This is a genomic window from Microtetraspora sp. NBRC 16547 (assembly GCF_030268965.1).
In the GTDB taxonomy this organism is placed as follows: Bacteria; Actinomycetota; Actinomycetes; order Streptosporangiales; family Streptosporangiaceae; genus Microtetraspora.
The window spans coordinates 1-12355 of record NZ_BSSE01000047.1; the positions used below are offsets into that span (position 1 = coordinate 1).

13 protein-coding genes and 1 pseudogene are annotated in these 12355 nt (G+C 69.5%); 9 read left to right on the forward strand and 5 right to left on the reverse strand.

Features of this window, described 5'->3' with window-relative positions; genetic code table 11:
- Positions 1-345: 345 nt before the first annotated feature.
- Complete coding sequence (locus QSK17_RS34280) at positions 346-1410, forward strand: AI-2E family transporter (RefSeq protein WP_285710522.1); 1065 nt, start codon at positions 346-348, stop codon at positions 1408-1410.
- A 61-nt stretch (positions 1411-1471) separates the two neighbouring features.
- Positions 1472-1882: a hypothetical protein gene (locus QSK17_RS34285; protein ID WP_285710524.1), complete on the forward strand. Its 411-nt coding sequence runs from the start codon at positions 1472-1474 to the stop codon at positions 1880-1882.
- Between the two features lie 60 nt (positions 1883-1942).
- On the opposite strand, the gene QSK17_RS34290 is transcribed toward QSK17_RS34285, so the two are convergent.
- The gene (locus QSK17_RS34290) at positions 1943-3238 is read right to left on the reverse strand and encodes a putative hexosyltransferase (RefSeq protein ID WP_285710526.1); all 1296 of its coding nucleotides are present in this window, start codon (positions 3236-3238) and stop codon (positions 1943-1945) included.
- A 119-nt stretch (positions 3239-3357) separates the two neighbouring features.
- Here QSK17_RS34290 and QSK17_RS34295 point away from each other — a divergent pair, with 119 nt between their 5' ends.
- Positions 3358-3540 carry a hypothetical protein gene (locus tag QSK17_RS34295; protein WP_285710527.1) on the forward strand — a complete coding sequence of 61 codons (183 nt, stop codon included), beginning with the start codon at positions 3358-3360 and terminating at the stop codon, positions 3538-3540.
- A gap of 339 nt (positions 3541-3879) precedes the next feature.
- Here QSK17_RS34295 and QSK17_RS34300 read toward each other — a convergent pair whose 3' ends face one another.
- On the reverse strand, positions 3880-4161 hold the full coding sequence (locus tag QSK17_RS34300) for a Uma2 family endonuclease (RefSeq protein ID WP_285710529.1): 282 nt from the start codon (positions 4159-4161) through the stop codon (positions 3880-3882).
- 105 nt (positions 4162-4266) lie between these two features.
- Positions 4267-5289, reverse strand: coding sequence for an MvdC/MvdD family ATP grasp protein (locus tag QSK17_RS34305; RefSeq protein ID WP_285710531.1), 1023 nt, complete (start codon positions 5287-5289; stop codon positions 4267-4269).
- 384 nt (positions 5290-5673) lie between these two features.
- Between QSK17_RS34305 and leuE the strand changes: the two genes are divergently transcribed.
- A complete protein-coding gene (gene leuE / locus QSK17_RS34310; RefSeq protein WP_285710585.1) occupies positions 5674-6330 on the forward strand; it encodes a leucine efflux protein LeuE in 657 nt (218 codons plus the stop codon).
- A 221-nt stretch (positions 6331-6551) separates the two neighbouring features.
- Complete coding sequence (locus QSK17_RS34315; RefSeq protein WP_285710534.1) at positions 6552-7196, forward strand: VC0807 family protein; 645 nt, start codon at positions 6552-6554, stop codon at positions 7194-7196.
- 44 nt (positions 7197-7240) lie between these two features.
- Here the strand turns inward: QSK17_RS34315 and QSK17_RS34320 are convergent, their stop codons facing one another.
- Positions 7241-7909: an SDR family oxidoreductase gene (locus QSK17_RS34320; RefSeq protein ID WP_285710536.1), complete on the reverse strand. Its 669-nt coding sequence runs from the start codon at positions 7907-7909 to the stop codon at positions 7241-7243.
- A 265-nt stretch (positions 7910-8174) separates the two neighbouring features.
- Between QSK17_RS34320 and QSK17_RS34325 the strand changes: the two genes are divergently transcribed.
- Positions 8175-8399: a hypothetical protein gene (locus tag QSK17_RS34325; RefSeq protein ID WP_285710538.1), complete on the forward strand. Its 225-nt coding sequence runs from the start codon at positions 8175-8177 to the stop codon at positions 8397-8399.
- Positions 8400-8815: 416 nt separating this feature from the next.
- Here QSK17_RS34325 and QSK17_RS34330 read toward each other — a convergent pair.
- Positions 8816-9046, reverse strand: a pseudogene (locus tag QSK17_RS34330) (response regulator); the annotation flags it as partial.
- Positions 9047-9523: 477 nt separating this feature from the next.
- Between QSK17_RS34330 and QSK17_RS34335 the strand changes: the two are divergent.
- The 3 genes from QSK17_RS34335 to QSK17_RS34345 are packed head-to-tail and all read left to right on the forward strand — an operon-like array spanning position 9524 to position 12336.
- Positions 9524-10771 carry a glycosyltransferase gene (locus QSK17_RS34335; protein WP_285710541.1) on the forward strand — a complete coding sequence of 416 codons (1248 nt, stop codon included), beginning with the start codon at positions 9524-9526 and terminating at the stop codon, positions 10769-10771.
- Entirely contained in the window at positions 10768-11445 is a 678-nt protein-coding gene (locus QSK17_RS34340) for a DUF998 domain-containing protein (RefSeq protein ID WP_285710544.1), read from the forward strand. Before QSK17_RS34335 ends, QSK17_RS34340 begins: the two co-directional genes overlap by 4 nt.
- A 9-nt stretch (positions 11446-11454) precedes the next feature.
- A complete protein-coding gene (locus QSK17_RS34345) occupies positions 11455-12336 on the forward strand; it encodes a phosphotriesterase family protein (RefSeq protein ID WP_285710546.1) in 882 nt (293 codons plus the stop codon).
- The last annotated feature ends 19 nt before the right edge of the window (positions 12337-12355 follow it).

The window sequence follows — 12355 nt, forward strand, 5'->3', positions numbered from 1 at the left end:
AACACTTGACCCGAACCCCGCAACCCCGAAGGAATCGCAGCCGCCCCGTCTCCGGGGCAACCCCTCTAACTTACCAGATCCATGTCCGCTTCGCGAACCAATGACCGGAAACTGATCGTTTGAGGAGACTTGTCGAGTTTAGCCCACGCAATCCCATGCCTGAACCGCCAAGCGGAAGGAGAGGGAGAGCGCCGGGCTGCGCCGACTGGACAAGATTAACAGCTCGCCCAGAGTGATCGAGCCACGAAACGCCGGGACAGGTGGGGCGACAGCCGTACGGAAGGGCGGGGACCCGCGAACCCGGCATCGATCGATCTTTCTCCCTCGATCAGGTAGAAACAGGAGGTGGCTGAACAGCGGGTTCCTCGCGCCCTGATCGTGTTGGTCTGCACGGCTGCCGCCGTCATCACTCTGGGCGGCATGCAGGCGGTCCAGTCGATCGTGGGGCCGGTCGTCCTCGCATTGACCCTCGTCATCGCCGTGTCCCCGCTCCGCGAGTGGCTCTACCGGCGCAATGCACCGGGGTGGATGCTCGTAGCGATCCCGCTGCTGGTCCTGCTGGTGGTCCTGCTCAGCATGGTCGCCATCCTCAGCTTCGCGGCCGCTCAGCTCGCCATCCTCGCGCCGACGTACGCGAACCAGTTCAACGAGGTCATCGCCAACCTCCAGCGGTGGGCGGCGGAGCTCGGCTACGGCAGCGCCCAGATCAGCAAGGCCCTGTCCTCCGTCGATTTCGGCAAGCTGATCGAACTGGCCCAGAGCGTGCTCTCCGGTCTGCTCGGCGTGTTCTCCAGCCTCTTCCTCATCGTGGTCATGCTGCTCGCCATGAGCCTGGACGCTCCGATCTACTCGCGGATCCTGGCCGCCGCCCGCGCCGACCGGCCGGCCCTCGCGACCGCGTTCACCACGTTCACCCACAAGACACGGCGCTACCTGATCGTCTCGACGATCTTCGGGGCCATCTGCTCCGCACTGGACATCGTGGCGCTGTACGCCCTGAACGTGCCGCTCCCCCTGCTCTGGGGGGTCTTCGCGCTGATCACGAACTACGTTCCGAACATCGGGTTCTTCCTGGGCCTGATCCCGCCGGCCCTGCTGGGGCTACTCGAAGGCGGACCGAAGACGATGATCCTCGTGATCATCGCCTACATCGCGATCAACGTGGTGATCCAGTCCTTCATCCAGCCGAAGTTCCTGGGCGACGCGGTCGGTCTGTCCACCACGATGACGTTCCTGTCGCTGATCCTCTGGACCTGGGTGCTCGGCCCGCTGGGCGCCCTGCTGGCCATCCCGCTCAGTCTGCTCGCACGGGCGTTGCTCGTCGACAGCGATCCGAACGGCAAGTGGGCGGCCGCGCTCGTGTCGGGCCGGTTGCCGTCACCCGAGAAGTCTCCGGAGACCGCCCCCTGAGCCGGCCGGAGGCATGGCAGGACCCCATATGCGCCGCATCGGTGACGCGTATGGTCGAAACATGCGGCGATGGGACATCGACGAACGGCAGACCGGGATCGCGGACGGTTCGGCCATGGATCCGCAGGTCCAACGGCTGCTGGACTGCATGAAGCGGGACGGCTGGGTCACGGAGGAGCCCGAGGTCCACCTGCTCCCGCACCTGCGCCGGGCCTGTGGCTCCGAGTGGCTGCTCACCGGGCAGCAGCTCCTCCCGGACGGCGTCTACGAGGTCACGGTCTCGCTGGCCGGTGACCAGGAGGGCGTGCACATTCACCGAGACGCGATCCGCCTGCTCTCCTCGGTCGCCGAGACCGTCTTCTTCGTGCGGCAGAGCGAGCCCGGCGTGTTCGACTGCGTCACCGGGGTGCTGGACGGTGACTCTCCGGGGTTCAAGAGCCACGGCCACCTGATCCGGCTGATCGTCAAGTGACGTCCTGACGTCAGGGAGAGGTCCGTCCCTCCGGAGCGGCCGTGACCACGGGCCGCTCCCTCACGCGAGCCTGCCCTCCGTCGCGATGCGCCGGTTCCACGGCATCGCCGCGATGAGCAGTGGGAACAGCACTATCGAGCTGATCGCCCATGGAGCGTGCAGTTCGCCCCACCTGGCGCCGGTGAACTGGGTGAGCACGAGATAGCCGACCGCCGCCCAAAGGGTGCAGCCGATGATCGTCGGCCATGCCCAGCGGGTGGGCCGCGCGACCAGGAACGGCATGAACCACATGAGGTACTGCGCCCCCAGCCTCGGGGTGAAGATCATGAAGGCCAGCACGATCGCGGTGGTGACGTCGATCGGGTCGGCCTTGCGCCACCAGATCACGCAGGCCACGAGGGACGCGTAGATGAGGTATTGACCGATCTTGAGCGAGGTCGGGCTGAGCACCCAGTCGCCGCCGTTGAGCACCGCCGTCCAGCCCCAGTCACCGGTGATCGGCCGGACGTCGCTCGGGCGCAGGCCGATCGTCTTGAGCACCTCGGGGAGTTGGTTCCACGCGGTCCATCCGCCGATCGGCAGCGTGAGCAGGAACAGCACCGGAGGCACGCCGACGCCGATGAGCGAGATCACGCGGGAGCGCAGCCCGGGCAGGAACATCAGCATCCCCGGCACCAGGATGACCGGCCAGCTCTTCGCGCAGAGCGCCATCCCCATGAGCACGCCCGCCCAGACGGCACGCTTCGTCGCCGCCCGGTCCGCGTCCGTCGGGTGGGTGAGGCGGCGCAGGAAGTCGGCGGGTCGCGTCCACGGCAGGGTCTCGGGGAGCACCCACTCGTTCGGCCCTCGGGCCACGACGAACGCCGCGACCGCGAACACCAGGGAGACCGGCTCGACCTGGCCGTGCACGGAGGCCACGAGGATCGCGAGGGGGTTGCAGGCGTACTGGAACGCGCGGAGTCGCGCGGTCGCGCCACCGGCGAGCTTGCCCACGAGCGGGATCAGCACGATGTCGGAGACGACGGTGACCAGTCGGCCCGCGACCTCCCACGGGATGCCGAACCAGAGCAGCAGCCCGTACACGTACGGGATCGTCGGGAGAAAGTGCCAGCCGCCGTTGCTCTCAAGCACGGGATCGCGATGGTTCACGATCGCCTCGCCGGCAGGGCGGAAGCTGTTCACGAAGTCGATCGGCTGCCAGCTGTCCTTGGCCGACAGCACCATGATCAGTACGCGAAAGCCGATGCCGATCGCCAGGGTGACAGTGAGCGACGGGCTCCACCCCTTCCGCTGTGCGAGGAGAGCAAGGAGCACACCGGAGACGAGAACGAGGCCCGTGGGAATCGCGTAATCCATAACGGTCCCAAGACTGCCCGATGGGTGGCTATATCGGCCACTCGGGGAAGGAAGATTTCGGAGATTCCCACGACAGAACGTCGTAGGTTTGCTACAGACAGTGACACTAGGGGGTAGTCATGAAACTGCGGCTGTGGATCGTGCTCGGGGTCGCCACGTTCGTCGGCATGGTGATCGGTTTCCTGTCGCCGTCGCGGAGCGGCCGGCACGATGTCGGACGCTGGGCCGCCTACCGTGCCGGTCGCCGCACCGCGTTCGACCAGAAGCCCGCGGTCACCTTGGCGAACTCCCAGTCCGCCTGAGCGCTGCCGCCCGCCGGGATCATGCTGTTCCAGTCGACGTTGGCTCACAGGGGTGCGGCGGCCGATCTGGCGACATTTGTTCACATCGCGGGATACCTTGCCGTAATGGATCAGTACGCGGAGAACCGACCGTCACTGCCGATGAGACCGGCCAGAAAAGGCGCCGCGTCAGGCGGTCGTGGCTCCTGGCCGGCGTTCCGCTCATCTGCGGAACCGCCTCGTTCACCGTGTATCGGATGACCGCCGCTGCCGGAGACAGCCGCGACCGACAGGAGATGTCCGTGTTCTTAACTGCTCCACCGTCATGACGCCGAACACGGCGGCCGAGCGATCGTGCCGTCAGGCCAGGAGTTGGGCGGTGTCCAGGACCAGGTCGAAGGGGGCAGGCAGGGGCAGCTTCTCCCCCAGAGGAACCTTTACCTCATCGCCGTAACCGTCCTCAGAAGGCTGGCTGAGCAGCCGCACGACCTCCTGATCCGGGTCGATCACGAGGTAGAGCGGGACATCGCCGACGGCACACTGTCTCGGTTTGTATTCGTGATCGTCACGCGCGCTGCTGGGCGAGACGACCTCCACGGCCAACAACACCTGGTCCGCATGGACGTGATCATCGCTCCACATCCGCGGGTCGCGCGTCAGCCGGCTCTGGGTGGCCGAGAACGCGGCCAGCTCACGCTGGGTCAGATCCCGGATCCGGCCCGCCGTGCCGACCAGGAGGGCGATGGGTCAAGGGCCTGAGCATGAGCACGGCGTTGGGCACCGACAGGTGGATCCTTCTCCGGACCGCGCAGCGGTCACCAGCCAGTCCGCCACGGCGTCGCTGACCGGCAGGCCGGCTCTGGCCTCCAGCCAGCCCCATTCGCCGTTGGGGTTGATCTCCAGAAAGACGTACTCGCCGTCCGGCCGCAGAATGAGGTCGATCGCGCCGTAGGCGAGGCCGAGATCGGCGACCAGGTTCACGCAGCGCCGTTCGACCTCGGCGGGCAGGCGGTGCGCGCCGTATCGCACGCGGCCTTCGTCGTAGTGCCGCCAGTCGTCGCGGGCTGACCGCGACCCCTGCGCGTCGATCTCGGCGGCGAACGCGCGATCGCCGACCACCAGGACGCGCAGTTCCACTGCCTTGGGAACGTACGGCTGCAGGATGACCGGCTCGTGTTGCAGGCGATGACGGGAGGTGAGGTGCCTCCTGGTCACCATGGTGGTGTAGACGCGATGGTTCTGCCCGTCGAGCAGGAAACTGTGCGAGTCGAAGAGCTTGGTGACCAGCCGACCGCCGCTTCTCGTGTACGCGGGGACGAGCGCGGCAGGGTCGTTGGTCATCACGGTCTCGGGGATCGTGAAGCCCAGCCGGACGGCCCGGTCCAGGTGGATCAGCTTGTTGTGAGCGCGGTCGACGACGGGGAGGCGCGCGGGGAACCACGGGACGGGCAGGAGCTCCCAGAGTCCGGTCATGAAGAACCGGGAGACCCGGTCGACATGCTCGCGCTGCGTGGGCTCGGCCATGTTCGCCGCGGCGGAGGGGACGTTGGGATGCCTGACCCAGACGGCGCTCACCTCGCCGAGATCAAGGACGCGGTCTTCCATGGACAGCAGGAAGGAGGGCGCGGCACCGGTGAAGGTGGCGGTGACCCGCCCCTTCGAGGGGAAGTCGCCTGGATCCCACCACACGACCGGAAGCCCCCGAGTCTCGATCTTGGGGAGGACCATGTCCACGGTGGTGTCGCCGCGGTCGCTCAATATCAGCAGCATTTCACTTTCCCTTGCGTCCGCGTCCATCCGTGGCGGCGCGGGGTGCCTGGGGAGGCGGGCACGAACTCGCCCTTGTCGACATCCACGCTCACGGTGGCGCGGGGTGCCTGGGGAAGCGGGACGAGCCCGGGCCCCCGGTGATCGGTCGAGCACCTGGCAGACAACCTAGAGATCGCGACTTAAGCCCGACTGCGTCCCAACTTGGATCGCACTTAAATGCGGTTTGGCGGGGACAGGTCGATGTCGGTGACCGGCGGCGGGAGCGCGCCGAACGGGACCCATCCGGGGTGGCGTACGGCTATCGCGAGTTACCGTGATATGTCATCTTTTGCAATCGCGACGGGCGGGCTCGTCAGCCTCCGAACCCAGATGGAAGCGCACCTCATGTTCTTCGGCATCACCGATATCTGGACGTACGCCATCGGCGCGTTCTTGATCATCCTGCTGCCCGGCCCCAACTCGCTCTACGTGCTGTCCACAGCGGCCCAGCGCGGGGTGCGGGAGGGCTATCGGGCGGCATCCGGCGTCTTCATCGGCGACACGGTGCTCATGGTGCTGTCGGCGGCCGGAGTGGCGTCGCTGCTGAAGTCGAACCCGATGCTGTTCAACGTCGTCAAGTACGCCGGAGCGGCCTATCTGGCGTGGATCGGCTTCGGCATGCTGCGTGCGGCCTGGGCCTCGTGGCGGTCCCGCGGCCTGACGGAGACGGTCGCCGCGAGCCAGGAGCCGCCCGTAACCGGCGACCCCTTCCGCAAGGCGCTGGTGATCAGCCTGCTGAACCCCAAGGCGATCCTGTTCTTCGTCTCGTTCTTCATCCAGTTCGTGGATACCTCGTACAGCACGCCGGCGATCTCTTTCCTCATTCTTGGGACGATCGTGCAGTTCTTCAGCGCGCTCTACCTGTCGATGCTGATCTTCAGCGGCACGTTCGTCTCCGCCCAGTTCCGGCGGCGGCGCAAGCTGTCAGCCGGGCTGACCTCGGGCGTCGGCGCGCTCTTCCTGGGCTTCGGGGCCAAGCTGGCGACCACCAGCCTGGGGTGACCCGCGCCCGCGACGGAGGGGACTTCCGGAATAGCTCGCCCTTTACCATCGTTTAATCGGACAAGTGGGGATATCTTCAGACAAAAGACCCTGCTGAAACGGTCGGTCGACCCGTGGTCGGACATCATGGGCGGCGGTCACAGGCCCCCTGGGCGATGCGCACCTCGCCTCGCCGGGTGACCGCGAGGTCACGGGGTCCCTCCGCTACTTCAGGGAGTGTCATGGATCATCCCCCCTTCACACTGCCGCACCTGCCGTCTCTCCTGAGGCAGGCGGTGCCGATGCTGATCGAAGGCGTGTTCGCCCCCCTCGCCGTCTTCTACGTGGCACTCAGCCTGATCGGCCTGAACGGGGCGCTCGTCGCGGCCATGGGCTGGGTCTACCTCGGCATGTTGTGGCGCGTCGTCCGGCGCAAGCGCGTCCCGGGCACCATGGCGCTGACCGCCGTCGCGATCACCGCGCAGGCCGCGCTCGGATGGTGGACCGGCAGCGCGATCGTCTACTTCATCCAGCCCGAGGTCGGCACGATCTGCCTCGGCATGGTCTTCCTCGCATCGGTGGGGCTGCGCCGCCCGCTGCTGGCCAAGCTCGCGCAGGACTTCGTCCACCTGCCGTCGTTCGTGCTCCGGCATGAACGGGTCCGGCAGTTCTTCGTACGCGTCACGCTCCTGTGGGCGTTCGTGCTGATCGCCAACTCGGCCGGGAACATCTGGCTGCTCCTGAACCAGTCCGTCGGCAGCTTCATGCTGCTCCGCACCGTCGCCATGGTGGCCGTCACGGGACTGGCGATCGCCGTGTCCGCATGGGGCTTCCGGCGGGTGCTGCACCGCCTCCACCTCGATACTCCCGCGGCCATCGGTACATAGGCAGCGAATCCCCCAGACCACGACCCGCCGCACCCGCCGCGACGTCAGCGAAAGAGCAGGATCCGGATCGCCAGCGGTATCGGCGTCCCCCCGCCGATCACTTCGAGGACCCGGTGCCTGGTCTCGGGAGCGTCCAGGAGCGCCGCGACGACGGACGCGACGTCGTCCCTGGGCACGGGGTCGTGCCGCGACAGCGGTACATCCGTCAGGGTCACCAGCCCGGTCCCCCGGTCGTCGGTGAGCCGTCCGGGGCGGAGAATGGTCCAGTTGAGGCCGGGCCGGGCGCGGAGATCCTCCTCGGCCGCGGTCTTCGCGTTGATGTAGGCCGCCCAGACCTCGTCACTCCCCGGAGGGGGCGGCTCGCCCGCCCCAATCGTGGAGATCTGAACGAAGCGGCGGACACCGGCGCGCTCGGCGGCGTCCGCCAGCAGGACCGACGCGCGGTGGTCCACCGTCTCCTTGCGCGCCGCGCCGCTGCCCGGCCCCGCGCCCGCGGCGAAGACCACCGCCCCGGCCCCGAGCAGGATCTCGGCCAGCTCGCCCGGACCGGCCTGTTCGAGGTCGCACAGCACGGGCTCTGCGCCGGCCGCGCGGACGTCGTCCTCGTGATCGGGATTGCGCACGAGGCCCACCGGTTCGTCCCCGCGTGCGGCGAGCAGCCGTTCCAGCCGGAGTGCGATCTTCCCGTGACCTCCCGCGATCACTACGCGCATGTGGCTCACCCCCCGCCGACGATCCTCGCACGACCTCCCGAGCCCGGACTTCACGGCACGACGGGGCCCCCTCCTCCCGCGGTCGCGACGGAGGAACGCCTCGGTCTGGTCGCGTGGGTGCCGCGCAGCCGGTCCTATCTGGATTAACCCCTTCCACGCTTTTACCGTCTTCTGTCATCGAATGCCCGTGATGAGCGACTTGGCGGGGAAAGTCCTGATCAGTTGCCCGGCGTTCCGGCCGGGCCGTACATCGACGGGGGTACCCATGGCGGTTACTGCGGACCTGGCCAAGCTGCTGGACAAGGAGTACGAGAACAAGTCCCTCGCGGACCTGATCAAGGCCCCGGTGTCGGCGCTGTCGGGAGTCAGCGAGGGCGACGCCCGGCTCCTCAAGGAGGCCTTCCATATCAACACGATCGGCGACCTCGGCCGCAACAAGTTCTTCCGGACGGCCACCGCGCTCGTCGATCTGGCCGAGGGCGCCAAGTAGGTCTCCTCGGTCGCGGCCGGTTCCCGGCTCCCCTGAGTCCGGCCGGCTTCCCGGCGTCGCACCGGCGTCCCGGCGTCGGACCGGCTTCCGGTGTCCACCGCCCTGCCGGACGACGGCCTCTCTGCGAAAGGCTCCTCCCGAAGACGGAGGAGATCATCGCAGGCGGGGCCGCGCTCGACCGCGGACGCTCCGCGCGGCACCCGCCCGCGCGAGAGCGTCGCGCGGCGGTTCCTCCCGGAACGAGAGGAATCCGATGGGAACCGCACTCGTCGCCGGTGCGCCGCAGGACCTCGGCGCGATCATCGCCGAGCGGCTCGCGGGCGGCGGCGGCAAGACGATGAGCTGACCGCGTCGCCGAGGGGCCCCGAGGGGCGTCAGCCCTCGGCCACCAGATCGGCCTCGTAGGCAACGATCGCGCTCCGGCCGCCGCCGAGCTCGGTGATGACCCGGTACGCCACGGGCGGCGAGAGGTAGGCCCCTCCCCCGGCGACCGCGTGCACCCCGGCGATCAGCTCTCTCGGTCGCCGGCCTTGAGCAGGAAGCCACCGGCGCCCGCGCCGGTCGCGGGCGATGTACTCGTCCTCGCCGAAGGTAGTCAGGATCACCACACCGGTGTCCGGGGCGACCCTGCGGATCTCGGCCGGGGCGGGGGCTTCCCGGTGCGCGCGTTCTCGGCGTTCGACGCGGTCGCGGCGGTCTCGTGGGCCATCTACTCCACCATGCTGGGTTTCGTCGGCGGCATGGCGTTCGAGCGGGACCCCTTCAAGGCGCCTGCCGCTGGGGCTGGGCATCGCCTTGTCGGTCACGGTCGTGACGGAGGCCGTACGCCACCTGCGGCGGCGGAACCCGGGGAACACCCCCGAGACCGAGACCAGGGAAACCACGCCCATTTCAGGGTGATCCCCGATGGCCGGGGCCGGCGATGTGCACCACGCTCGGGATTGGTCCCGCGTTCCCTGTCCGGCCGCCCGTTCGAGGTCTTCCGGCCATATCACCGTGTCGTCATACATGCGAGAGGAGCAGCCCGTGATCGTGCTCGCGGCAACGGGGCTCCCGTCCCTCGCACCGGGCGCGGCGCCGGTCGCCCGGAGCAATCCGACCACCGCACCCCACCGGAGAACGCCATGACCGCCGTGCCCACCCTGAACTCGCCGGACACGCCGGGCGCCGGCCCGGCGTCCCTCGCCCCGAGGGGTCGCCGCGTGCTGATCGCGACGGACACCTACCCGCCGGACGTGAACGGCGCCGCGTACTTCACCCACCGGCTCGCGGCCGGTCTGGCCGAGAGGGGCAACGACGTCCACGTGGTCTGCGCGTCCGAGGTGGGGCCGCCGCGCATCGAGACCGCCGGGGAGGTGACCGTCCACCGGCTGCGGTCGGCTCCCCTCCTGGTCCACCCGACGATGCGGGTCGGCGTCCCCGCGGGGCTCGGCCGTACGATGTCGCGGCTGATCCACGGGCTGCGGCCCGACGTGGTGCACACCCAGGGGCACTTCGTCGTGGGGCGGGCCGCGGTCGGGGCCGCCCTGCGCGCCGGGCGCCCGGTGGTCGCGACCAACCACTTCATGCCGGACAACCTCTTCCCGTTCGCGCGCGTTCCCGCCCGGCTGCGGGACGGCGTCGACCGGATGGTCTGGCGGGACTTCGCCCGGGTGTTCTCCAGGGCCGACCGTGTCACCACGCCGACCAAGATCGCCGCTGGACTGCTCGCGGCCAAGGGGTTCACCGGCGAGGTGGAGGCCGTCTCGTGCGGCATCGACCTGGACCGGTTCCAGCCACGGCCGTGGGACCGGATCCGGGCGCGGGAGCGGTTCGGACTGCCCGACCTGCCGACCGTCCTCTTCGTCGGCCGCCTGGACGAGGAGAAGCGCCTGGACGACCTGATCCTCGCCCTCCCGCAGGTGCTGAACCATGTGGAGGCGCAGGTCGTGCTGGCCGGGACCGGCGCACGGAGGCCCGCGCTGGAGCGGCTCGCGTCCCGGATCGGGGCCCGCGAGCGGGTGCGCTTCCTCGGGTTCGTCCCGGACGCCGATCTGCCGCTCGTCTACGCGGCGGCCGACGTCTTCGCCATGCCGGGGATCGCGGAGCTGCAGAGCATCGCCACCCTGGAGGCGATGGCGAGCGGCCTTCCCGTCGTCGCCGCGGACGCGATGGCGCTGCCGCATCTCGTGGACGGCAACGGCCACCTCTACGTGCCGGGCGACGTGCGGGCCATGGCCCGGCACCTGACGGCGATCCTCACAGACTCGGAGCTCCGCGCCGCCATGGGACGGGCGAGCCTCGCCCTGGCCGCGCCCCACGACCACCGACGGTCCCTCGCCCGGTTCGAGGAGATCTACGCCGAACTCACGAATAGGAGCGTGAAAGCGTGACCAGAACGGGCGGACGGATCGCGGTCGCGGGCCCGATCCTCACCCTGAGCGTCATGATCTGGCTGCACGTCGCCTTCCCCGGCACCGTCGATCCGATGAACGGGGTGATCAGTGACTACGCCTCGGTGGACACCGCGGGTCCCCTCTTCGCGCTGGGCGTCCTGTCGCTGGCGGCCGGCACGGCGGGCCTGACGTACGCGTTGGCCAGGATCGAGCCGGCGCGGAGCGCGGCGGCTCGGGTGCTGCTCGCGGGCGTCTCGGTGGCGCTGGCGCTGACCGCGCTGTTCCCGACCGACCCCTCGCTGGGCGTCGGCTCGGCCACCGGCGAGATCCATCGCTGGTCCACCGCGCTCGTCTTCACCGGCCTGCCGTGCGCGGGCTGGATCCTGGCCAGGCAGACCAGGACGCTGCCCGGCTGGAGGCCGATCGGCCGCGTGCTCAACGGCCTCAGCCTGACCTCCGTGGCCATCCTCGTCGTCTTCCTGCTGACCCATCCGGGCTCCCCGGCCGCCACTCTGACCGGCGTCGGGTTCTACGGGCTCGTCGAGCGGATGCTGATCGTCTCGGAGGTCGTGCTCGTGCTCGCCATGGCGGCGGGAGCCACGCGGGTCCGCCCGCCCAGGACCGGGCCGGCCACCCCCTCCGGGTCGCTCACCAGGGGAAGCTTCCGCTAGTGTCCCCGCATGTCCGAGGCGTACTTCCCCCGTGTCCAGACCGTCACGGGCGCCGTGCCCGTCTCCCTGATCGAGGGGCCCGTCCTTCCCGGTGAACACCTGCGCACCGACACGCGCTGGGGAGCGGGCGGCGAGTCCGACCCGTACCGGTGGCTCGACGAGGAGGCGCACGTCACCTCGGAGCTGACCGAGCTCGGCCGGGAGCAGGGACTCGCCCTGGTCGTCGAGCACAGCTGCCTCGGCATGGGCCGGGACGTCGCCGCGCTGGCCCGCGTCGCCACGGCGGCTAGGGTCGCCGTGGTCGCCGCGACCGGATTCGCCCCCGAGCCGTTCAGCGGCGACCTGATCCGCCGGTGGGGCGTGGACGATCTCACCGCCGACCTGCTCAGGGAGATCGGCACCGGTCTCGACGGCACGGCCGTTCGGCCCGGGATCATCGTGGCGGCGGCGTGGGGCGCGACTCCCACCCCCGCCGAGGCGCGCGCGATCACCGCCGCCGCCCGCGCGTCCACCCGGACCGGCCTGCCGGTGGCCGCCGGGGGCCTCGACGTCCTGGAGGCGCTGCTCACCGAGGGCGTGCCCCCTACTCGGCTGAGCGCCTGGGCCGCCGATCCCCTCATCCAGCGGAAGATCGCCGAATCCGGGGCGTACGCCGCGGTGACCGACGCCGAGCACGCGCTGGCGCTGATCGAGGCGGGGCACGCCGCGCGGATCCTGCTCAGCAGCGGCGTGTCCCGGCAGGGGCACCTCCGGGACTACGGCGGGCACGGGTACGGCCGGCTGTTCCAGCAGGTCCTTCCCGTGCTGCGCGCCGCCGGGACCGGCGAGGACGTCCTTGAACTGATCACTCACGGAAACCCGCTGCGCTGGCTCACGGGTCTCGACCGCTGAACCCTCCCAGGGCGAAGAT